We start from the raw sequence: 19,950 nt of genomic DNA, 5'->3' as shown, positions 1-19,950 counted from the left end.
GGAGCGATCCGCCGGGCCTTTTTCTTTGGTCCGGCGCACAGACTGTCCGCGATTTCACTTGCCGCTTCGGCCCATGCGGTTTCCATTGCCGCATCCAGTTTCGAGGGGCCGTTCCATGTTCGATCGTCGTCGTCTTCTTCAGTCCGCCGCCCTGGGCGCCGGTCTCGTCGCCGTGGGCGGCCCCGCCTTCGCGCGTCAGGCCGGGGCGTCTCAGGGCGACGCCGCCGCCCAGCTGAAGACCTTCATGGACGCCACGTTCGAGCAGACGCTGGACAAGAGCCCGGAGGTCGTCACCATGTTCGGCCTGGACACGGGCGACCGCGCCGCCGCCAAGTCCAGGCTGACCGTTCCGACCCGCGCCGAGGAAGACGACCAGCGCGCCTTCACCCGCCGCCAGCGCGTGGAACTGGCCCGCATCGACCGCTCCAAACTCGATGCGCGAAACGCCAACTACTACGACAGCCTGACCCAGAATCTGGACGGGGTGATCGCCACCTACGACATCCCTTACGGCCAGGGCGGCTGGCCCAATCCGTACCGCGTCAGCCAGCAGGGCGGCGCCTATCAGTCCACGCCCGACTTCCTGGCCAACCAGCACACCATCGAGACGGCCGCCGACGCCGATGCCTATGTCGCCCGCGTCAACGCCTTCGCCGACGTGCTGCTGGCCGAGACGGATCGGCTGAAGGAAGACTATGCGCTGGGCGTCATCCCGCCCGACTTCATCTTGGCCAAGGCCATCCGCCAGCAGGACGGCGTCCTGGCGACGCCGGCGGCCACCTCGCCCCTGACCCAGTCGGTCATCGACCGGGTCCGCGCCAAGGGCCTGACCGGCGACTGGGGCGCCCAAGTGGAACGGCTTGTGACCGAGCGGGTCTATCCGGCACTGGCCGCCCAGAACGCCGTGCTGAAGGCGGTCCAGCCGAACGCCGTGCACGAGGCCTCGGTGCGCCGCCTGCCGCAGGGCGAGCAGTATTACGCCAACAGCCTGCGCTACATCACCACGACTCGGCTTACCGCCGACGAGATTCACCGCACCGGCGTGGAACAGATGGCGGATCTGACGGCGCGCGCCGATGTCCTGCTGAAGGCCCAAGGCCTGACGCAGGGCTCCGTCGCCGAGCGGATCAAGGCCCTGGGGGACGATCCCAAATACGTCTACGCCAACACCGACGCCGGCAAGGCCGAGCTGATCGCCAAGCTGAACGCCCAGATGGCCGACATGCAGGCCCGCCTGCCCAACGCCTTCGGCCGCCTGCCCAAGGCCAAGGTCGAGATCAAGCGCGTCCCGCCCGAGATCGAGGCCGGCGCGCCGATGGGCTATTACAACTCGCCCAGCCTGGATGGGACGCGGCCCGGCATCTACTGGATCAATCTGAAGGACACGGCGGAATGGCCGTCCTGGACCCTGCCGACCCTGACCTATCACGAGGCGACGCCGGGCCACCACTTGCAGATCAGCCTGCAGCAGGAGAGCGAGTCGGCGCCGCTGCTGATGAACCTGCTGGGCTTCTCGTCCTACGTCGAGGGCTGGGGGCTGTACGCCGAACAGCTGGCCGATGAACTGGGCGCCTATGAGAACGATCCGGTCGGTCAGATCGGCTACCTGCAATCGCTGATGTTCCGCGCCGCGCGCCTGGTCGTCGATACCGGCATCCATTCCAAGGGCTGGAGCCGCGAAGAGGGCATCCGCTACATGATGGAGGCCTATGGCGATCAGGAGGGCGCGGCGACGTCCGAGGTCGAACGCTATTGCGGCTGGCCGGGCCAGGCCTGCGCCTACAAGGTCGGTCACAACGAATGGGTCCGCCTGCGCGAAAAGGCCAAGACCAGCCTGGGGTCCATGTTCGATATCAAGGGCTTCCATGACACCGCCCTCGCCGCCGGCGGCGTGCCCCTGTCGGTGCTGGAACGGATCGTCGACGGCTGGGTCGCGACCCAGGCCTGAGCCCCGCGGCCGCGCCGGGCCGACGAAGAGGATCGGGACGCGTCGGCGCGATGCGTCCGCCCTTTGAGAGTTGCCGCATGATTGATCGTCGCCGACTTCTGTTGACCGCCGCCGCCACGGCTGCTGTCGCCCCCGCCGCAGCGCAGGCCCGAGCCCAGACCCAGACCCAGACCCAGACGACCGCGGCCGATGCGGACGGACGCCTGAACAGCCTGCTGGACGGCTGGTTCGAAGCGGACATCGACGAAAATCCGGAGGGTGCGACCAACCTTGGCCTGGACCGCGGCGCGCGGGCGGGGCTTTCGGCAAAGCTCAGCGAAGCCGGACCGGCCGCCATCCGCAAGGATCGTCAGAAGGCTGTGAGCCGCTGGGCGCAGTTGGACGCCTTCGACCAGAGCGGCCTGTCGCCCGCCGGGGCGCTGAACTACGCCATCGCGGCCTTCGGAGCCGAGACGGCCGCGCAGACGGCGCGCTTCGACTACGGAGCGGGACCGGGACGCCCGTCGCCCTATATCGTGACCCAGCTGTCGGGCGCCTATTTCAGCACGCCCGACTTCCTCGATAACCAGCACCGGATCGAAGACGCGGCGGGCGCCGACGCCTTCCTGTCACGGCTCGAGGCCTTCTCCGGCGTGCTGGAGGGCGAGACGGCCAAGATTCAGGAAGATGCGGGTCTGGGCGTCATTCCGCCGGACTTCATCATCGACCGGATGCTGCCGCAGATCCGCACCCTTCACGACACGCCCGCCGCCGATCTGGCCATGCTGAAGTCTTTGGCGCGCAAGACCGCCGGACTGAATCTGACCGGTTATGAGGCCCGCGCCGCCGCTATCGTCGATCAGAAGGTCAAGCCGGCCCTGGCCGCCCAGATCGAAGCGCTGGAGGCCCTGCGCCCGCGCGCCACTCACGACGCCGGGGTCTGGCGCCTGCCGGACGGCGAGGCCTTCTACGCCGCCGGGCTGAAGGCCAATACGACCACAGCTTTGACGGCCAAGGAAATTCACGCGCTGGGCCGCGAACAGGTCGCCGAGATAAGCGCCGAGATCGACGCCATCCTGAAGGTGCAGGACTATACGCAGGGCACGGTCGGCGAACGCATCCAGGCTCTGAACAAGGAGCCGGCCCAACTGTTCGCCAACACCGATGCGGGCAAGGCCGAGCTGCTGGCCTGGCTGAACACGCTGGTCGCCGATCTTGAGCCGAAACTGCCCCAGGTGTTCGGCCGTCTGCCCAAGTCCCACGTCGAGATTCGGCGCGTGCCGGTCTCGATCCAGTCGGGCGCGCCGGGCGGCTATTATCAGGGACCGCCGCTGGATGGATCGCGGCCGGGCGCCTACTACATCAATCTGCGCGACAGCGGAAATTGGCCGCGCTTCGCCTTGCCGACCCTGACCTATCACGAGGCTTCGCCGGGGCATCACCTTCAGGTGGCGCTGCAGCGTGAGTCCGGCGAACTGCCGCAATGGCGACGGGCGGGCGGCTTCTCGGCCTATAACGAAGGCTGGGCCCTGTATGCCGAGGCGGTGGCGGCTGACGATCTGGATGTCTATGCCGACAATCCATTGGGTCGGGTCGGCCTCCTGATGTCCTATCTGTTCCGGGCCGTGCGATTGGTGGTGGACACGGGCCTGCATTCCGAGCGCTGGAGCCGTGAACAGGCGGTCGACTATATGGCGGCCTCGGGCGCCAAGCCGTTGGATGCGTCCAACAGCGAGATCAACCGATACTGCGTCTGGCCCGGCCAGGCCTGCGCGTACAAGGTCGGCCACACCGTCATCGCGCGCCTGCGCAAAGAGGCCGAAGGCCGGCCCGGCTTCGATCTGCGGGCCTTCCACGACAAGGTGCTGGAGAACGGATCCTTGCCCCTGGCCGTCCTCGAACGCGTGGTCCGAGGACAGGCCTAGTCGGCGACCGTCAGGCCTTCGGCCTGGCGCAGGCGGTTGTGGATGTCGGTGGCGGCGACGGCGGCTTCGGCGGTTGCGACGGCGATTTGGTTGAGGCCGCGCACCACGTCGCCGGCGGCATACAGGCCCGGCACGCTGGTGGCCTGGTGCAGATCGACTTCCAACCGGCCGTCGTCGGCCAGACGTGCGCCCAGCCCTCGGGCCAAATCGGCGTTCGGCGATGTGCCCAGCGCTGAATACACCAGATCGAAGGCGCGGCGCTGGCCGGCATAGCTCAGGGCCGTTACCCGGTCGTTCTCAATGTCGATCGCGTCCAGCGGCGCCAGGATCAGTTCGACACCCAGCCGTTCCAGTTCGTCACGCCGGCTGAGGGCGTCAGGCGCGCCGATATGGATCAGGGTCACACGGTCGGAATAGGTGCGCATGAAGGCGGCCTCGCGCGCGCCCTTGTCGCTCTGGCCGATGATGGCCACGGCCTTGTCGGTCGCCTCATAGCCGTCGCAGATGGGACAGATGCGGACCAGCGCCTTGCGCACCGCGTCCTCGACGCCCGGCAAGTCGGGATGGTGATCGACGACGCCGGTCGCCAGCAGGACGGCGCGGGCGCGAAGAGCGCGGTCATCGATCTCAGCGACGAAGCCGTCGCCGTCCTGGGTCAGCCGCTGGACGCGACCCGGTTCGACGACCGCGCCATACTCCTCGGCCTGTTCGCGCATCCGCTTGAGGATGTCTGCGCCGGTGACGCCAGCGGGAAAGCCCGGCATATTGTGACTGAGCGGAATCCAGCAGGCGCGCGGCGCGCCGCCATCCACCACCAGGGTCCGCCGACGAAAGCGACCCAGATACGTCGCCGCCGTCAGGCCGGCCGGGCCGGCGCCGATGATCAGAACCTCCGGGTCGTTCACCGCGTGCGCCAACTGACAGGCCACAGGTCGGACGGCACGCCGGCGCATTCGCCCATCACGCTTTCCTGCGTCAGGGTGAAGCCTTGCCCCGTCCAGGCCCAGGTCTGCGCCGCGCCGCAATCGCCCAGGCCGCGCGCCTTGGCGAAAGCTGACAGGGTGCGGGTCTTGGGATCATAGGCGCCGTTGATGGTCGCGTTGTCGGGCATGACAGGATCGGATCCCGACCCTTCCGATCCGGCGAGGACCGCAGGTCGCGGGTCACGACCGCCCGGCCCCGTCACATACCAGTTATGCGTCAGGTTGTAGGCGCCGGCGCCGCAGGGCACGGCCCACAGCTCTGTGCGGGCGTCCAGACGAGCGGACATAACCATGCCGCTGATGTCGGGCGTGGCGGATTCCTTGAGGCAATTGCCGACCTCGGTGCGGGCGCGCAGCGCTGCGGGCAGGCGCTGGTTCTGATCGCCGAACCCGGCCTGATCGACGGCCGGAGCGGGCATCACCGTCGGCAGCGACGGCGCGATCGGCACAAGGGCGGCCGGACGGTCGCCGCGTCGGATCAGGGCGTTGGGCGTATCCAGACGTCCCTGCTTCTCGTCGATCCACAACAGGGCGGCGGCGGCGCCGTGCAGCGAGACCTCCTGGGTCGAGGCGCCGCGAATGATCATGACCTTGCCCTGGGCCAGGGCGTCGAGGGCGGTGCGGGCGCCGTCGCGGATTTCACCGACGGGCGCCTCGGCGTCGCTCGCCGCGCCGAGCACGGCTGGATAGGCGCGGCCGTCGATGGTCAGGCTGAGGGGGCCGGCGCCCTTGGCCTCGCCGTCGGGCCAATAGCCGAAGAGGATCTGCGGCTGGGCGTCAGGGCCCGGCGCCAAGGTGATACGGACCCAGCCGGCAGCGAACTCTGGCGCAAAGCCGAAGGCCCAGCATGTCCCGTCGTTGCCGCAAGTGGCGCTCCAGTCCCGGAAGGTCTTGGTCTCGGGGCGGATCTGCAGCACAGGCGCAGCGGCGGCCGGTGCAGATGGACTGGCGGCCTTGGTCGCGGCAGGTGCCTTGGCCGCATCCCTGTCTCCGCATCCGGCGATGGACAGCGTAGACAGGACAAGGGCCGAAAGGGCGACGCCGCGCGACTGGCCGTTCAGGGTCATGCCTTCTTCAACTCCGACGGCTTGTGCGCCGCGCGTGCGCCGGTCTTGGCGCTCTCGACGATATACTCCGGATTGTCCTTGGAGGCCGCAACCTTGTGGCCCTTGATCTTGGTCTCCGAGGTGACCTTCTTGACCACCTTACCGGTCGTGGTGCCCTGGCTGTGGTCCCACTTCACCTTGTCGCCGGCCTTGAACGTCTTTTCTGACATGACTGTGCTTCCTGCTGTGTCGCTTCCTGTTCAGCGATCAGCCTGCGCATCAGTTCCGCATCGACCACGGGCGGCGCCTCGCAGAAGGTGACGATCCAGCGATCCACCAGCTGGCGCTCTTCTTCCGTCATCCTGCCGTCCGTCTCTGTTGCTGGGCCCAAGAGAAGTCCGGGGGCGGCAAAGGGTTCAGGACCGATCTGCGTTATTCCGGGCGGCGACGACGGGCGGCGGGGTTTGCGCGGGCGCGCGGCCTCGCTATACCGCCGCCACGACATTCCCTTCCCCACAGTCACAGGCGGACCGCGCATGGCCAAGATCAAGGTCGAAAACCCCATCGTCGACATCGACGGCGACGAAATGACCCGCATCATCTGGCAGATGATCAAGGACAAGCTGGTCTTCCCGTTCCTGGATCTCGAGCTGGACTACTACGACCTTGGCATGGAGCACCGCGACGCCACCGACGACCAGGTGACGATCGACGCGGCCCACGCGATCCAGAAGCACGGCGTCGGCGTCAAGTGCGCCACCATCACCCCGGACGAAGCCCGCGTGCAGGAGTTCGGCCTGAAGAAGATGTGGAAGTCGCCGAACGGCACCATCCGCAACATCCTGGGCGGCGTGGTCTTCCGCGAGCCGATCATATGCTCGAACGTGCCGCGCCTGGTTCCGGGTTGGACCCAGCCGATCGTCGTCGGCCGTCACGCCTTCGGCGACCAGTACAAGGCCACCGACTTCCTGATGCCCGGTCCCGGCACCCTGACGATCAAGTTCGTCGGCGAGGACGGCGAAGTGATCGAGCACGAGGTCTACAAGGCCCCGGGCGCCGGCGTGGCCATGGCCATGTACAACCAGGACGCCTCGATCCGCGAGTTCGCCCACGCCAGCTTCGCCTATGGCCTGCAGCGCAACTACCCGGTCTATCTGTCGACCAAGAACACGATCCTGAAAGCCTATGACGGTCGCTTCAAGGACCTGTTCCAGGAGGTGTTCGACGAACACTACGCCGCCGAGTTCAAGGCGCGCGGCCTGACCTACGAGCACCGCCTGATCGACGACATGGTCGCCGCTGCGATGAAGTGGTCCGGCGGCTTCGTCTGGGCGTGCAAGAACTACGACGGCGACGTGCAGTCCGACGTCGTGGCCCAGGGCTTCGGCTCGCTGGGCCTGATGACCTCGGTGCTGATGACGCCGGACGGCAAGGTGCTGGAGACGGAAGCCGCCCACGGCACCGTGACCCGCCACTATCGCCAGCACCAGAAGGGCGAGGCCACCTCGACCAACTCGATCGCCTCGATCTTCGCCTGGACGCGCGGCTTCAAGCACCGCGCCAAGCTGGACGGCAACGCCGCCCTGGACCAGTTCGCCGACACCCTGGAGAAGGTGGTCGTGGACACCGTCGAGGCCGGCTTCATGACCAAGGACCTGGCGCTGCTGGTCGGCGATCAGCAGGGCTGGCTGACCACCGAGGGCTTCCTCGACAAGGTCGCCGAGAACCTGAAGACCGCCCTGCCGGACGTTGGCTAAGCCCCGCAGCCGCCCCGCCGCACCGGCCTTGCCGACAGGACGCCCAAACGTCCTCAAGCAGCCCGAAGGGCGGTAGGACAAGAACAATGAGCCCCGTCGGATCGCTCCCGCGGGGCTTTTCGTTGTGCGAAGGGCCGGGGCGTGCATGATCGGCGGTAATGAGGATGCGTTCGTGAAGCGGCTGTTCGGAAACCTGGTGCTGGCGGCGGTGGTCGTGGCGGTGCTGTCCTTCTTCGCGGCGCCCGCGGTGGCCTTCTTCGCCATTCGGTCGGCGGCCGAGGCGAACGACGTGGCGGGGCTGGCGCGGCTGATCGACTTCAACGCCGTGCGCCAGTCGTTGCGGCCGCAGCTGGCGGGACGGCCCGAGGCGATGGCGCCCGCGCCGTCCTTCCTGGAAGACCCCATCGGCGCCTTCCGGCGTCAGATCGAGCAGAACCCGATCCTGCGCCAGCCGAACGTGGACGCCTATCTGACGCCCGCCGCCCTCAACGCCTTGCTGAAGGGCGAGGGCCGATACGCCAGCCAGCGCACGGCGGCGGGCGTGACGCCGGCCTCGGAGCGCAGCCGCAAGCCCTGGCCCAGCCCCGCCTACTGGAGCGTCAACAGGGCGCGCATGGCTGTGACGGATCAGGGCGGATCGCGCACCCTGTTCACCTTCGAGCGGCGCGGGCCGTTCGAGTGGAAGCTGGTTCACATCGGCCTGCCCGACGGGACGGCCCCGGCGGCGCCGGCCGTCACCGTCACCCCGCGATAAACCTGGCAACCGGCGCCGCCCAGCCTGCGTTGGCTTTCTAAGGAGACGACATGAGCCGCAAGATCATCACCGGAGCCCTGATCGCCGTCGTCATCAGCGTGGTCGTCGTCCTGTTCGTCTCGCCCTTCATCGCCGCCCAGGCGCTAGTGCGGGCCGCACGGACCGGGGATGCGGCCGGGCTGGAGCGGCAGGTGGACTTCCCGGCGTTCCGCACCAGCCTGAAGAGCGAGCTGAACGCGCGCGCCGCCTTGGAAATCCGCAACCGGACCAAGGGGGACACGGGCCTGGCGGCGCTGGGGATGCTGCTGGCCCCGTCGCTTGTCGAAGGCGCGGTCGATAACTTCGTCACGCCGCAGGGCATCGCCGCCATGGTCCGCTCCGGCGAGACGCCCGAACCGGAACGGCCCGTGCCCGCCGACGACACGCCGGCCGCGGACAAGGACAAGATCCGCCAGTCCTGGGCCTATCGCGGGCTCAACACCTTCGCCGTCACCCTGACGCGCGACGACCGGCCGGACGATGCGCTGGTGCTGATCATGGAACGCCGGACGCCCTTCACCTGGAAGCTGGCCGGGGTCGATCTGACGCCCGACCCGATGGGTTGAGACGGTCGGGGACAAAAACACCGTCTAAAGTGTCTAATTCGTCTGATTGGACGGCGGGGCGTCGATCAGAAAGTGAGTGCAATTGGTGCACTTTGTCTTGGGTGAGCGGCCTCCTCTGTGGTGAGCGCAGAGTATAGGCCGTCCCTACGGGATGCTCAGGAAGCGGACGCTGCGGCCGTCTAAGCCGCTGAGTTGCAAGGCTGTCAGGTTCGAACTTGCGATGGATTACCCTCTCCCTTCGGGAGAGGGCTTGAGCGCACGAGCGCGCAGCGATCGTACTTGCGCGAAAGGGTGAGGGTCGGCTGGTGCGTCATGGCCCGCCGACCGACCCTCATCCGGCCCTGCGGGCCATCTTCTCCCAACGGGAGAAGGGCATCGTATTTTACGCCAGCGCCGCGCGAACCGCCGCCAGGCCGTCTTCGGCCTTGGCGCCGTCGGGGGCGCCGCCTTGGGCGAAGTCGGGTTTGCCGCCGGCGCCCTGGCCCCCCATGGCGATGACGGCGGCGCGGGCGAGATCGGCGGCGTTGATGCGGTCGGCCCCAGTCCCGGCAAGGTCCGAGGTCACGGCGACGGTGACCGCCGCCTTGCCCTCAGTGACGCCGATCAGGGCGACGACGCCGGTTCCGACCTGTTTCCTGAAGTCTTCGGCGACGCCGCGCAGACCCTTGCCGTCCACGCCGTCCAGCACGCGGGCCATTAGCTTGACGCCGTTGATCTCGTCAGGCGCAGACGACGCGCCCGAGCCGCCGCCCAAGGCCAGCTGCTTCTTCAGTTCGGCGACCTGTTTCTCCAGCGACTTGACTGAGGCGGTCAGGCTGTCGACGCGGGCGGGGACGTCCGCGGTCTGGACCTTGAAGCTCTGGGCCAGCGAACGGGCGACGCCGGCCTGGGCCAGCAGATACTGACGCGCGGCCTCGCCGGTCAGAGCCTCGATGCGGCGCACGCCGGCGGCGACGCCGGTTTCCTGAACGATCTTGAACAGGGCGATGTCGCCGGTGCGGGCGACGTGGGTGCCGCCGCACAGTTCGACCGAATAGGGGGCGTTGTCGCTGACGAGCGAGCGCCCCAGCGTCAGGACGCGGACCTCGTCGCCGTATTTCTCGCCGAACAGGGCGATGGCACCGGCCTCGATCGCCTCCTGCGGGGCCATCAGTTTCGTTTCCGCCGGGACGTTCTGGCGGATGACCGCATTGACCTCGGTCTCGATGGCCGACAGTTCGGCCTCGGTAAGCGGGGCGCCGTGGCTGAAGTCGAAGCGTGCGCGCTCGGCATCGACCAGCTGACCCTTCTGGGCTACTGCGGGGCCGAGCACATTCTTCAGCGCCGTATGCAGCAGGTGGGCGGCGGAGTGGTTGGCGCGGCTGGTGCGGCGCTTCTCGGCGTCCACCAGCTGGGCGGCGCGGGTTCCGATCTCCAGCTTGCCGGCCGTGACCTGGGCCACCAGGACGTGCAGGTCGCCGGCGTGTTTGCGCACGTCGATGACCTCGGCCTCTCCGCCCGGCCATTCCAGCGTTCCGTGATCGCCCGCCTGGCCGCCGCTTTCGGCATAGAACGGGGTGGTGTCGAACAACACTTCGACGATATCGCCGGCCTCGGCCGTCTCGACCGGCGCGCCGGCGTTCATCAGGGCCAGGACCTCGCCCGAGCCTTCGATATTGTCATAGCCGGTGAAGACGGTCGGCCCCATCCGGTCGCGGATCGCCAGCCATTCGTTGGTGTTGGCGGTCTGGCCCGAACCCTTCCAGTTTTCGCGCGAACGCTGGCGCTGCTCGGCCATGGCGGCTTCGAAGCCGTCAACATTGACCGAGAAGCCGCGACGACGGGCCTCGTCCTGGGTCAGGTCCAGCGGGAAGCCGTAGGTGTCGGACAGGGTGAAGGCCGTCTGGCCGTCCAGCATGTCGCCGGGACGGAAGCCCTGAACCGCCGTGTCGAACAGGGCCATGCCGCGGCCGAGCGTGGTGCGGAAGCGGACCTCTTCCTGCTTCAGCGTGTCCTCGATGAAGGGCTGGGCGCGGGCCAGTTCGGGATAGGCGTCGCCCATCTGGGCCACCAGAGTCGGGACCAGACGGTGCATCAGGGGATCGGCGGCGCCCAGCAGGTGGGCGTGGCGCATGGCGCGGCGCATGATGCGGCGCAGCACATAGCCGCGACCTTCGTTCGACGGCGTGACGCCGTCGGCGATCAGGAAGGACGACGACCGCAGATGGTCGGCGATAACGCGGTGGCTGGCGGCCTGGTCGCCGTCCGATTTGGTCGAGGTGGCGTCTTCAGACGCGGCGATTAGGGTCTTGAACAGGTCGGTTTCGAAGACCGAATGCACGCCCTGGAGCACGGTGGTCATCCGTTCCAGACCCATGCCGGTGTCCACGCTGGGCTTGGGAAGGTTGCGAACGATCTGATCGTTCTCCTTCTCATATTGCATGAAGACGTTGTTCCAGATCTCGACGTAGCGGTCGCCGTCCTCGTCCGGCGAACCGGGAGGGCCGCCGGCGATCTTGTCGCCGTGATCCCAGAAGATTTCGGTGCAGGGACCGCAGGGACCGCTGTCGCCCATGGCCCAGAAGTTGTCCGAGCCGGCGATGCGGATGATCTTGTCGTCGGAGAAGCCGGTGACCTTTTTCCAGATCGCGGCGGCCTCGTCGTCATCGATATAGACGGTGACCAAGAGGCGTTTCGGGTCCAGGTCGAAGTCCTGAGTGACCAGGTTCCACGCCTTCTCGATGGCGTGTTCCTTGAAGTAGTCGCCGAAGGAGAAGTTGCCCAGCATCTCGAAGAAGGTCAGGTGGCGGGCGGTATAGCCGACGTTGTCCAGATCGTTGTGCTTGCCCCCGGCGCGCACGCACTTCTGCGAGCTGGTCGCGCGCGGATAGGGCGACTTGGCGGCGCCGGTGAAATAGTCCTTGAACGGCACCATGCCCGCGTTGACGAAGAGCAAGCTCGGGTCGTTCTGCGGCACCAGCGGGGCCGAATGGACCTTGGCGTGGCCGTCCGCCGCGAAATAGTCGAGGTAGGTGGCGCGGATCTCGTTCAGGCTGGGCATTCGGCGTGTCTTCGGCTGGGGCGGTCGCTAGGAACCGGCGTCATATAGGGTTTTGGCGGGGAGCGCATCATCTGGACGGGGCGGAGGTTTGGGCGCCACAAGATCCTCCCCCGAGAAGCGCAGCGGAAAGGGGGAGGGGGACCGCGCGCAGCGTGGTGGAGGGGGCGAGAATCGCACGGTGCTTGAATGAGGCGTTCAGCATCGGCGATGCGGTCGCCCCCTCCACCGCTTCGCGGTCCCCCTCCCCCGCTGGGCGGGGGAGGATTACTTCACACCCTCGGCGGCGGGCCGAACTTGCCGGATTGGTAGTCCTGGATCGCCTGGATGATCTCGTCGCGGGTGTTCATGACGAAGGGGCCGTGGCTGAAGACCGGTTCGCCGATAGGCTCGGCGTGGCCCAGCAGGACGACGGCGTCGGTGGTCGCCGTGATCTGGACCGCATCCCCGTCGGACAGGGCGGCGAGGTTCCATTGCGGCACAGGGGCGCCGGCGACGGCGATCTCGCCCTTAATGCCATACAGGAAGACATTGCGGCCGGGGGCGACGGGCGTGTCGAACGTCGCGCCGGCGGGCAGGCGCACGACGGCCAGATGGATGTCGATCAGGGACTGGATCGGCGCCTTGACGCCCAGCCAGTCGCCGGAGACCGGCTCGACCGTGACGCCGTTCTCGGTGACGAAGGTCGGAATGTCGGACTTCTGCAGGCCCACATAGTCCGGCTTGGTCATCTTCAGCCGCGACGGCAGGTTCACCCACAGCTGCAGGATCTCCATCGGCCCGCCGTCGCGCTTGAAGGCGGCCGGGGACAGTTCGGCGTGGATCAGGCCTGAGCCAGCGGTCATCCACTGAATCCCGCCCGCCTTGATGATGCTCTCGCCGCCGCCGGAATCGTTGTGGGCCAGTTCGCCGTCCAGGATGAAGGTGACGGTCTCGAAGCCCCGGTGCGGGTGCGGGCCGAACGGCAGACCGGCGTTGCCCGGCGCATAGGTCTGGGGCCCGTGGTGGTTCAGGAACAGGAAGGGATCGATCTGGTCCACGCCGGGGCCGGGCACCGGACGGCGGGTGGTCAGGTCGCCGATGTCGTCGCGATGGGCGGGGTGCAGGCGAAGAACGGAACGAGGTTGGGTCATTCGCTACATATAGGGTGGCGGATTTGCGCTGGCGAGATCAAGGGTGGCGAGATCAGCCTGAACGGGAAGCCGTGACGGGACGGGCGCGTCCGTCGTGGATCCATTCTCCGGCCCAGCCGTCCGCCGCCGGATGCAGATGCAGCTCACCCTCCGACAGGGGAATGACGACGACCTCGCCCTGGGTCGAGACCGGGCCGGCGACGCCCATTCGGTCGACCCCGGCCGGCGCATCCAGACTTCGCCAGGCGCCCTCGACCCGACGGCCCTCGCCCCGGTCGGTCAGGGACAACGACAGCAAGGGCCTTCCGTCCGGCTGGGCGATGCGCCAGCGACCGTCGAGCGGCCCCATTACGGCTTCGGCGTCGATCGCGGCCTGGGCCACGCCCTGATCATAGGTCGTCTGGCTGTCGGAGGGGCTGAACTCATAGTCGCCAGCGTAGTCATCGACCGCGACGGGGGCCGTCAGAGGGCGGCGATGCAGGTCGATCTCGCCGTCCCCCTCGGCCGTTTCGCGCCCGAAACGGGACGGCGGCTGATAGGGGCGGACGGCCGGCGCGCGATAGGTTTCAGGCGTCGCGTCCAGAAGCCCTGTCGTCTGGATGGCGGGCTCCAGGGCGACGGCGGACATCAGGGCGAGCAGCAACATGAACCCACCCTGCCAAATCGTCGGGCGCGTCGCCTAGCCGTCGAACGGGCGCGGAACGCAAACGTGATCCGTCGTGATGGAACCGACGTAATCCGCACAATCCGTCGATCTGGGGGTCTGTGCGTTGACACCGGCCCCACAGGGTCACAAAAGCCTTCGCAACCGCACACGGCGATTGAATTCATTCGCTTTTGAGAACCATTCGCATGAACCAGCCCAACCCGACGCCGGGTGGCGCCTCAAGCGACCGGACGGGTCGCTTCGTCACTCAACCGAACGGACATATCGCGCCGCTGTCGCCCCATATGGGCGTCTGGCGCTGGCACGTCACTATGACGGCCTCGATCCTGTTCCGCGCGACGATCATCGCCGCCACGGTCGGCGTGCTGTTCGTCCTGGCCTGGCTGGGCGCCCTGGCGTTCGGACCCGAGACGTTCCAGAGCGCGCTCGATCTGGCCGGGTCGCCGCTGGGCCTACTGGTCTTCTTCGGTCTGACGGTGGTGCTGTTCTCCTTCATCCTGAACGGCGCGCGTCACACCTATAACGACACCGGCAACGGGCTGACGGTGAAGTCGGCGACCGCCCTGTCGAACATCGCCGTCTGGGGGCCGATCCCGCTGGCCGTGCTGTTCTGGGTCGTGCTGTTCGCCACGGGGAGGGTTTCGCTGTGAGCGGCGCCGCAAAATTCAAGAACAACGTCAAGGTTTCCGAGCGCCACGGCGCCGGCGAATGGCTGATCGAGCGCATCCTGCTGGTGGCCCTGCTGCCGCTGGGCCTGTGGGTCGCCTCGACCGGCTTTACCCTGTCGGGCGCCGGCTATGACGCGGCGATGGCCTGGTTCGCCAATCCGCTGAACGCCGCCCTGATGGCGATCACCGCGGTGATCTTCTTCGGCTACGTCAGCCTGGCTTGGAAAGTCGTTCTGGAAGACTACGTGCCCAACGTCGGAACGCGCGGCCTTCTGGTGCTGCTGCTGAACGTCGTCTTCCTGGTGCTGGCCGCCGCCAGCGTCTTCTTCATCGTGCGGCTGGCGCTGGGTTCGGCGCCGCTGCCCGCTGGTTTCGGAGCCTGATGAACTGATGGCCGCTTACGAACTGATCGATCACGAATACGACGTCGTCGTCGTCGGCGCCGGGGGCTCGGGCCTACGCGCCGCGCTCGGCGCCGCCCAGCAGGGGCTGAAGGTCGCCTGCGTGACCAAGGTCTTCCCCACCCGCTCGCACACCGTCGCGGCCCAGGGCGGCATCTCCGCCTCGCTCGGCAACATGGGCGAGGACAGCTGGCAGTGGCACATGTACGACACCGTCAAGGGGTCGGACTGGCTGGGCGATCAGGACTCGATCGAGTATCTGGTCCGTAACGCGCCCAAGGCCGTCTATGAGCTGGAACACTGGGGCGTGCCCTTCAGCCGCACCGAAGAAGGCAAGATCTATCAGCGCGCCTTCGGCGGCATGACCCGCAACTTCGGCGAGGGCCCGGTGCAGCGCACCTGCGCCGCCGCCGACCGCACCGGCCACGCCATCCTGCACACCCTGTACGGCCAGTCGGTGCGCCGCGAGGTGAAGTTCTTCGTCGAATATTTCGCGCTGGACCTGATCATGCAGGACGGCGCCTGCACCGGCGTGACGGCCCTGCAACTGGACAACGGTCAGCTTCACCAGTTCCGCGCCAAGATGGTGGTTCTGGCGACCGGCGGATACGGCCGCGCCTATTTCAGCGCCACCTCGGCCCACACCTGCACCGGCGACGGCAATGCGATGGTGCTGCGCGCCGGCCTGCCGTTGCAGGACATGGAGTTCGTGCAGTTCCACCCGACCGGCATCTATGGCGCCGGCTGCCTGATCACCGAGGGCGCACGCGGCGAGGGCGGTTATCTGACCAACTCGGAAGGCGAGCGCTTCATGGAGCGCTATGCGCCGACCGTGAAGGACCTGGCGCCGCGCGACATGGTCTCGCGCTCCATGACCATCGAAATCCGTGAAGGCCGTGGCGTGGGTCCGAACAAGGACCACATCTTCCTGCACCTGGATCACCTGGATCCGAAGATCCTGCACCAGCGCCTGCCGGGCATCTCGGAGTCGGCCAAGATTTTCGCCGGCGTGGATGTGACCAAGGAGCCGATCCCGGTCCTGCCGACCGTGCACTACAATATGGGCGGCATCCCCACGAACTATCACGGCGAAGTCCTGACGCTGCGCGACGGCAACCCCGACAGCGTGGTGCCGGGCCTGATGGCCGTGGGCGAGGCGGCGTGCGTTTCGGTGCACGGCGCCAACCGCCTGGGCTCCAACTCCCTGACCGATCTGGTGGTATTCGGCCGCGCCGTCGGCCTGCGCTGCGGTGAAGTCGTCGACAAGGCCTCGGCCGTGCCGTCGGCCTCCAAGAGCCAGACCGACCAGCACCTGGCCCGCCTGGACCGCTTCCGCTACGCCGACGGCTCGACCCCGACCGCCGAACTGCGTCTGTCGATGCAGCGCGCGATGCAGGCCGATGCCGCGGTGTTCCGCACCGGCGAAACCCTGCAGCAGGGCACCGACAAGCTGCGCGCCATCGAGGCGGCCGGCGCCGACATCAAGACCACCGATCGCGGCTTGATCTGGAATACGGACCTGGTCGAGACGCTGGAGTACGACAACCTGATCGCCCAGGCGATGGTGACGATCGAGGGCGGCCTGAACCGCACGGAATCGCGCGGCGCCCACGCCCGCGAAGACTATCCCGATCGCGACGACGTCAACTGGATGAAGCACACCCTGGCGTGGAAGCGTCCGGGCGAGCAGGTCCAGATCGATTATCGTCCGGTCCACAACTACACCATGTCCGACGACATCGCGTATATCGAACCGAAGGCGCGGGTTTACTAAGATGGTCCAGCTTACTCTCCCCAGAGGCTCCAAGCCGACGACCGGCAAGGTCCACAAGGCCGCGCCGGGCTCCAAGGACGTGAAGACCTACAAGGTCTATCGCTACGATCCGGAAACCGACGCCGATCCGCGCTGGGACACCTATGAGGTGCCGACCGGCGACCACGGGCCGATGCTGCTGGACGCCCTGATCCACATCAAGAACACCATCGATCCGACCCTGTCGTTCCGGCGCTCGTGCCGCGAGGGCATCTGCGGTTCGTGCTCGATGAACATCGACGGGCGCAACGCCCTGGCCTGCACCAAGGGCTGGGACGAATGCGCGTCCAACAACATCACCATCTCCCCCCTGCCCCACCAGCCGGTGGTCAAGGATCTGGTGACGGACCTGAGCCTGTTCTACGCCCAGTACGACTCGATCCAGCCGTATCTGCAATCGGACGAGCCGGACCCCGAGAAGGAACGTCTGCAGACCCCGGCCGAGCGCGAGAAGCTAGACGGCCTGTACGAGTGCATCCTGTGCGCCTGCTGCTCGACCTCGTGCCCCAGCTACTGGTGGAACCAGGAAGAGTACCTGGGCCCGGCGGCGCTGCTGCAATCCTATCGCTGGATTTCCGACAGCCGCGACGACGCGACCCAGAAGCGTCTGGACGATCTGGAAGACCCGTTCAAACTGTATCGCTGCCACACGATCATGAACTGCGCCCAGGTCTGCCCCAAGGGTCTGAACCCGGCCAAGGCCATCGCCGAGACCAAGAAGCTGATGGTCGCGCCCAGCCGCAAGAAGGCGGCCTGAGTATCCGGCGCTGGGGGCCTTGCCTCCGGCGCCGCCTCGTTTAAGAGCGGCGCATGGCCAGCATCACCTATATCGAGCATGACGGAACCGAGCACGTCGTCGACGTGAAGCCGGGGCTGAGCGTCATGGAAGGCGCGATCCGCAATAATGTGCCGGGCATCGACGCGGACTGCGGCGGGGCCTGCGCCTGCGCCACCTGCCATGTCTATGTCGACGACGCCTGGCGCGAGGCGACGGGCAAGCCGTCGGCGATGGAAGAATCGATGCTGGACTTCGCCGAGGAGGTCGAGCCGAACAGCCGCCTGTCGTGCCAGATCCGGGTGTCGGACGCCCTGAACGGCCTGATCGTGCGGTTGCCGGAAAACCAGCACTGAAATGATCGACGCGCGGCTGATCGACAGGATCGGCCGATGGATCGACCAGCGCACCGAGGCGATAGACCGTGACGGTCCGCCGCCGCTCCTGGGGATCGCGGGCTCGCAGGGATCGGGAAAATCGACACTGGCCAAGGCTGTCGCCGAGCGGTTCGGCGGGGCGAGCCTGTCGCTGGACGACGTCTATCTGACGAAGGCGGAGCGGGCGGCGATGGCGGTGCGGGTGCATCCGCTGTTCGCCACGCGCGGGCCGCCGGGGACGCATGACCTGGGCCTTCTGAACCGTCTGCTGGATCGGTTGCAGGCGGCCGGGCCGGACGATCTGACGCCTCTGCCGCGTTTCGACAAGCTGGCCGACGACCGGGCAGCCGAGGCGGACTGGCCTGTCGTGAAGGGTCGGCCGCGGGTCATCGTGCTGGAGGGATGGTGTTTGGGCGCGACGCCGCAGGCCGAGGGGGACCTGGTTGCGCCGATCAACGCCCTGGAGGCCCGGCAGGATGTCGGAGGCGAGTGGCGCAGGACGGTCAATGCGGCGCTGGGTCAGCCCTATGGCCGCCTGCGCGCGCGTCTGGACGCCCTGATCTTTCTGAAGGCGCCGGGGTTCGATGTCGTGCTGGACTGGCGCTGCGAGCAGGAGGCGGGATTGATGGGGCAGGACGCCGTATCGCCCGAGCGACGCGCGGCCCTGGCGGTCTTCATTCAGCATTACGAACGCCTGAGCCGGCATATGATGACCGGCGGCGTGGAGGCAGACCTGATCGTCGCCCTGGACCGGGACCGCCGGGTTCGCAGCCTCGAAGGCAGGCTTGGCGCCTGAGCCGTATCCGTGCGTTATCGGGCCATGAGCCTGTTTGGATCCAAGCCCGCCGTCGAGCCCGACCGTCGCATGGGCGCGCGCCGACCCGCCAATGCGCGCGGCGTCATCTGTGCGCCCGGCCTGGAGACGGCGTGTCTGATCGTCGATCTGTCGGACGCGGGGATGAAGCTGCGGCTGGACCGGGGCGGGGCCCTGCCGCGCGAGGTGGTCGTGGTCGATGTGGCTGCGGGCGTCGCCTATCCCGCCACCGTCGTCTGGCAGCGCGGGCAGGAGGCCGGGCTGAAACAGACCGGGGCCAAGTCGCTGAGAGGCCTGGCGCCGGCGAGGCTGACCCCCGCCCGCGACGCCTGGCTGAGAGCCGGGGGGCGCTGATCGACCGGCCTAGTCCGCCGTATCGGCGGGCATGGAGCCGGCGTTGATTGCGATGCGGCCCACCAGCCCCTTGACGATCAGGTCCAGGGCCGAACCCTCGCGATAGTCGGCGGCGGCGACGAAGTTCACCCGGTCCTCCGAAATCAGGGAATAGACCTTCTTCTGATCCCGCTCGTTCGAGCGCGGGTCATAGACGGCGATCGAGAAGCCGCCCTTGGTGTGCATCATCTTCATGGTCGGCACGTCGGTGTCGCCGTCGCCGATGAAGATCATCCGGTCGAACGGCACGGCGCGCTCGTCGTCGGGGATGAAGTGGTTGATCCGCTCGTGCTCCCAGTGGTTCTTCACGCCCTTGTTGATGCGGAACAGATACTGGGTCTTGGTGGTGTAGTTGACGCCGACCGCCGGCCAGGCGGCCTCGCCCTTGTCGTCATAGACGTAGTGGGAGGCGAAGACGTGGGTCAGGGCGGGGCGGATCGGCGTGCCGTCGATCATCTCCTCCAGTCCGGCGGAGATGATGTAATGCTCGATCTCCAGCCCGTATTTGGCCCCGAAGGCGTTCATCCGGTCGAACCAGCTGAGGTCCTTCAGCCCCTCGAACAGGGCGACGGCCTCGCCGTGCTGGCGCAGGGTCTCGCGCGTCACCGGGGCGCCGTTCTGACGCGCGTGATGCAGCATCAGCTGCATGTACATCAGGATACCGTCGCCGTCGGCGTCCTTGGTCAGGCGCTCGGCCTCTTCCCAGAAGGCGCCGATGCCCATGCCGACGGAGGGGATGAAGGACACCTCCTGCATATTGCCGCGCGCCAAGGTGCCGTCGAAATCATAGATCAGGGCGGTCTTAAGCAGCGGGGTCTTGGGTTCGGCCGTATCGGACATGGGGGCGAGATCCTTGGTGGACCCCGCCCTCTATA

At 67.4% G+C, this 19,950-nt stretch carries 20 protein-coding genes; 12 read left to right on the top strand and 8 right to left on the bottom strand.

The genetic code is table 11. The features are described 5' to 3' along the window. The first annotated feature begins 115 nt into the window (after nt 1–115). Entirely contained in the window at nt 116–1,948 is a 1,833-nt protein-coding gene (locus KAK88_RS01970; protein WP_242077658.1) for a DUF885 domain-containing protein, read from the top strand. 77 nt (nt 1,949–2,025) lie between these two features. Further along, nucleotides 2,026–3,852 (top strand): DUF885 domain-containing protein, encoded by a 1,827-nt coding sequence (locus tag KAK88_RS01965; RefSeq protein WP_242077657.1) that lies wholly within the window; start codon nt 2,026–2,028, stop codon nt 3,850–3,852. On the opposite strand, the gene KAK88_RS01960 is transcribed toward KAK88_RS01965, so the two are convergent. Genes KAK88_RS01960 through KAK88_RS01945 form a run of 4 tightly spaced genes read right to left on the bottom strand, consistent with a single transcriptional unit; the run spans nt 3,849 to nt 6,242 of the window. Beyond that, on the bottom strand, nt 3,849–4,757 hold the full coding sequence (locus KAK88_RS01960; RefSeq protein WP_277928817.1) for an NAD(P)/FAD-dependent oxidoreductase: 909 nt from the start codon (nt 4,755–4,757) through the stop codon (nt 3,849–3,851). The two genes, KAK88_RS01965 and KAK88_RS01960, sit on opposite strands and share 4 nt — an antisense overlap. Next, nucleotides 4,754–5,902, bottom strand: coding sequence for a DUF1176 domain-containing protein (locus KAK88_RS01955; protein ID WP_242077655.1), 1,149 nt, complete (start codon nt 5,900–5,902; stop codon nt 4,754–4,756). Before KAK88_RS01955 ends, KAK88_RS01960 begins: the two co-directional genes overlap by 4 nt. Then, complete coding sequence (locus tag KAK88_RS01950; protein WP_017506660.1) at nt 5,899–6,111, bottom strand: DUF2945 domain-containing protein; 213 nt, start codon at nt 6,109–6,111, stop codon at nt 5,899–5,901. Before KAK88_RS01950 ends, KAK88_RS01955 begins: the two co-directional genes overlap by 4 nt. Next, entirely contained in the window at nt 6,075–6,242 is a 168-nt protein-coding gene (locus KAK88_RS01945; RefSeq protein ID WP_242077654.1) for a hypothetical protein, read from the bottom strand. The genes KAK88_RS01950 and KAK88_RS01945 overlap by 37 nt, the downstream gene beginning before the upstream one ends. A 175-nt stretch (nt 6,243–6,417) precedes the next feature. Here KAK88_RS01945 and KAK88_RS01940 point away from each other — a divergent pair, with 175 nt between their 5' ends. From KAK88_RS01940 to KAK88_RS01930, 3 genes are all read left to right on the top strand, one after another. Then, nucleotides 6,418–7,638, top strand: a complete 1,221-nt coding sequence (locus KAK88_RS01940; protein ID WP_039246750.1) for an NADP-dependent isocitrate dehydrogenase — start codon at nt 6,418–6,420, stop codon at nt 7,636–7,638. 145 nt (nt 7,639–7,783) lie between these two features. Continuing rightward, the gene (locus tag KAK88_RS01935; RefSeq protein WP_242077653.1) at nt 7,784–8,392 is read left to right on the top strand and encodes a DUF2939 domain-containing protein; all 609 of its coding nucleotides are present in this window, start codon (nt 7,784–7,786) and stop codon (nt 8,390–8,392) included. A gap of 50 nt (nt 8,393–8,442) precedes the next feature. Then, on the top strand, nt 8,443–8,997 hold the full coding sequence (locus KAK88_RS01930; protein WP_242077652.1) for a DUF2939 domain-containing protein: 555 nt from the start codon (nt 8,443–8,445) through the stop codon (nt 8,995–8,997). Between the two features lie 382 nt (nt 8,998–9,379). Here KAK88_RS01930 and alaS read toward each other — a convergent pair whose 3' ends face one another. The 3 genes from alaS to KAK88_RS01915 all read right to left on the bottom strand — a co-directional run bounded on the left by alaS (nt 9,380) and on the right by KAK88_RS01915 (nt 13,813). Then, entirely contained in the window at nt 9,380–12,037 is a 2,658-nt protein-coding gene (gene alaS, locus KAK88_RS01925; protein ID WP_242077651.1) for an alanine--tRNA ligase, read from the bottom strand. A gap of 269 nt (nt 12,038–12,306) precedes the next feature. Then, nucleotides 12,307–13,167, bottom strand: coding sequence for a pirin family protein (locus KAK88_RS01920; protein WP_242077650.1), 861 nt, complete (start codon nt 13,165–13,167; stop codon nt 12,307–12,309). Between the two features lie 52 nt (nt 13,168–13,219). Continuing rightward, nucleotides 13,220–13,813 (bottom strand): hypothetical protein, encoded by a 594-nt coding sequence (locus tag KAK88_RS01915; protein WP_242077649.1) that lies wholly within the window; start codon nt 13,811–13,813, stop codon nt 13,220–13,222. 206 nt (nt 13,814–14,019) lie between these two features. Between KAK88_RS01915 and sdhC the strand changes: the two genes are divergently transcribed. The 7 genes from sdhC to KAK88_RS01880 are packed head-to-tail and all read left to right on the top strand — an operon-like array spanning nt 14,020 to nt 19,036. Then, the gene (gene sdhC / locus KAK88_RS01910) at nt 14,020–14,484 is read left to right on the top strand and encodes a succinate dehydrogenase, cytochrome b556 subunit (protein WP_242077648.1); all 465 of its coding nucleotides are present in this window, start codon (nt 14,020–14,022) and stop codon (nt 14,482–14,484) included. Further along, the gene (gene sdhD / locus KAK88_RS01905; RefSeq protein WP_242077647.1) at nt 14,481–14,885 is read left to right on the top strand and encodes a succinate dehydrogenase, hydrophobic membrane anchor protein; all 405 of its coding nucleotides are present in this window, start codon (nt 14,481–14,483) and stop codon (nt 14,883–14,885) included. The genes sdhC and sdhD overlap by 4 nt, the downstream gene beginning before the upstream one ends. Before the next feature lie 7 nt (nt 14,886–14,892). Continuing rightward, complete coding sequence (gene sdhA, locus KAK88_RS01900) at nt 14,893–16,677, top strand: succinate dehydrogenase flavoprotein subunit (protein WP_055809722.1); 1,785 nt, start codon at nt 14,893–14,895, stop codon at nt 16,675–16,677. Between the two features lies 1 nt (nt 16,678). Beyond that, on the top strand, nt 16,679–17,473 hold the full coding sequence (locus tag KAK88_RS01895) for a succinate dehydrogenase iron-sulfur subunit (protein ID WP_055755116.1): 795 nt from the start codon (nt 16,679–16,681) through the stop codon (nt 17,471–17,473). A 53-nt stretch (nt 17,474–17,526) separates the two neighbouring features. After that, nucleotides 17,527–17,847: a 2Fe-2S iron-sulfur cluster-binding protein gene (locus KAK88_RS01890; protein WP_017506647.1), complete on the top strand. Its 321-nt coding sequence runs from the start codon at nt 17,527–17,529 to the stop codon at nt 17,845–17,847. A 1-nt stretch (nt 17,848) separates the two neighbouring features. Beyond that, the gene (locus KAK88_RS01885) at nt 17,849–18,664 is read left to right on the top strand and encodes a kinase (RefSeq protein ID WP_242077646.1); all 816 of its coding nucleotides are present in this window, start codon (nt 17,849–17,851) and stop codon (nt 18,662–18,664) included. Between the two features lie 9 nt (nt 18,665–18,673). Beyond that, nucleotides 18,674–19,036 (top strand): PilZ domain-containing protein, encoded by a 363-nt coding sequence (locus tag KAK88_RS01880; RefSeq protein WP_242077645.1) that lies wholly within the window; start codon nt 18,674–18,676, stop codon nt 19,034–19,036. Nucleotides 19,037–19,045: 9 nt separating this feature from the next. Here KAK88_RS01880 and KAK88_RS01875 read toward each other — a convergent pair whose 3' ends face one another. After that, on the bottom strand, nt 19,046–19,915 hold the full coding sequence (locus KAK88_RS01875; RefSeq protein ID WP_039246730.1) for an HAD family hydrolase: 870 nt from the start codon (nt 19,913–19,915) through the stop codon (nt 19,046–19,048). Between the last annotated feature and the right edge of the window lie 35 nt (nt 19,916–19,950).

It is taken from the genome of Brevundimonas diminuta, from assembly GCF_022654015.1.
In the GTDB taxonomy this organism is placed as follows: domain Bacteria; phylum Pseudomonadota; class Alphaproteobacteria; order Caulobacterales; family Caulobacteraceae; genus Brevundimonas; species Brevundimonas diminuta_C.
This window is presented reverse-complemented; position numbering and strand designations above follow the sequence as displayed.